Origin of the sequence: Protofrankia sp. Cas8 (assembly GCF_963555845.1) — a bacterium.
In the GTDB taxonomy this organism is placed as follows: Bacteria; Actinomycetota; Actinomycetes; order Frankiales; family Frankiaceae; genus Protofrankia.
On the sequence record NZ_CAUVXI010000318.1, the window covers coordinates 3,457 to 4,936 of the forward strand.

The 1,480-nt window shown below is 69.3% G+C and carries 2 protein-coding genes; one reads left to right on the forward strand and one right to left on the reverse strand.

All coding sequences use genetic code 11. From position 1 onward, the window contains the following. The coding region (locus tag U9977_RS26115) for a hypothetical protein (RefSeq protein WP_322751933.1) at window positions 1-292 on the reverse strand (292 nt) is incomplete at its 3' end. Window positions 293-446: 154 nt separating this feature from the next. On the opposite strand from U9977_RS26115, the gene U9977_RS26120 reads away from it, so the two are divergent. Further along, window positions 447-1,313 (forward strand): class I SAM-dependent methyltransferase, encoded by an 867-nt coding sequence (locus U9977_RS26120; RefSeq protein ID WP_322751934.1) that lies wholly within the window; start codon window positions 447-449, stop codon window positions 1,311-1,313. The last annotated feature ends 167 nt before the right edge of the window (window positions 1,314-1,480 follow it).

Genomic DNA, 1,480 nt, shown 5'->3' on the forward strand with positions numbered 1-1,480 from the left:
TTCCAAGGCCCACCGATCCGCCGACGCAGCTGCCGGTGCAGCCGTCGTTGGTGCAGTCGCTGGAATCCCCGAACCCGGCGAGCTCGCCATACGCGCAGACGCCGAGCTCGATCAAGGCCTTTCCCTGGGCGTCGGTGCCGGCCGGACGCTGCAGCAGATAGGCGAAACTGGCTGCGAGCCAGCCGGGTTGTCCGATTGTCGGGTCGACACCTGGGCAGTGCAGGGCGGGAACCGTGTACGTGGCGGGCGGACTCCACCTCGTCGACGAGCTCCACGACGCGGGCGTGCCCACGCTCCAACGGATCAGTCCTGAGAACGATCCAGGAGTGACACACCACGGGCCGATCGATGTCCGTCCATCTCGGGGCTGTTTGCCACACGTGTTAGCGTGCCTCGGCGTGTCGTCAACGTGGACCGACGGAGGGGCCTTGGCGGTGGACGGGTTGATGGGTGCGGCTGTTCGGCTGGGCGTATCGGTGGATGCGTTGGCGGCGCTGACAGCGCATGTGCGGGTTGAGACCGAGGGTCTGCCGGCCGACCCGCAGGTGCGCGAGCTGCTTGCCGACATCGCCGCCGAACTGCTCGGTGATCATGACGTCGATGTCGCCGGCGCCGCCCCGGTCGTGGGCCTGGCGGGCACGTTCTTGCGTCAGGCAGCGGAGCTGATCGAAAATCCTGGCCGCAGCGGCCGGTGGGATCAGGTGGATGTGCCGCTGTTGCAGAGCATCGGCCGCCTGTCGATGGCGATCTCCGACGCCGTGCGGATCGCTGAAGGTGAGCTGCCCGAGCTGGGTCAGCGGCTGACCGCTCCCGGAGCGAGCTTCCTCGACGTCGGCACGGGGACAGGGTGGCTGGCGATCGCGATCGCCCGGTCCCACCCGGGCCTGCGGGTGGTGGGTATTGACATTTTCGAGCCCGCGCTGAGCCTGGCCCGCGCCAACGTGGCGGCGCAGGGCATGGCTGACCGCGTCGAACTGCGGCTTCAGGACGCTGTCGCCCTGGACGACGCGGCTGTGTACGACGCGGCGTGGCTCCCGATGCCGTTCCTGCCTGCTGGGATCGTCTCCCAGGTGATGGCTGCCGCGGCCGCGTCGTTGCGGCCAGGCGGGTGGCTGCTGGCGGGTACGTTCACCGGCGCCGACGACCGGTTGTCCCACCTGCTGGCCAACCTGCGGACGGTCCGCTCTGGTGGTCACCCATGGTGCGTTGACGATCTTCTCCCGGTGATCGCCGCCGCGGGCTTCGTCGACGTCGGTGAGGTCCCCCGTACCTGGTCGGCGCCGGTCCGCCTCTACGCCGGCCGTCGCCCCTGACCGCTCGTCTTGGAGCGCCTCCGAGCTCCCCGCACGCCGTCTGCTCATTTACGCTGTCGCCGCTTCCGAGCGACCGGCCGGGTTCAGGCTCGTTGACGGGCGGCGGGCTTGCCGCGGATCTTGCTGCTACCGTGCCCGGATGATTCTTTTGGGTGAACGGCCCCTTC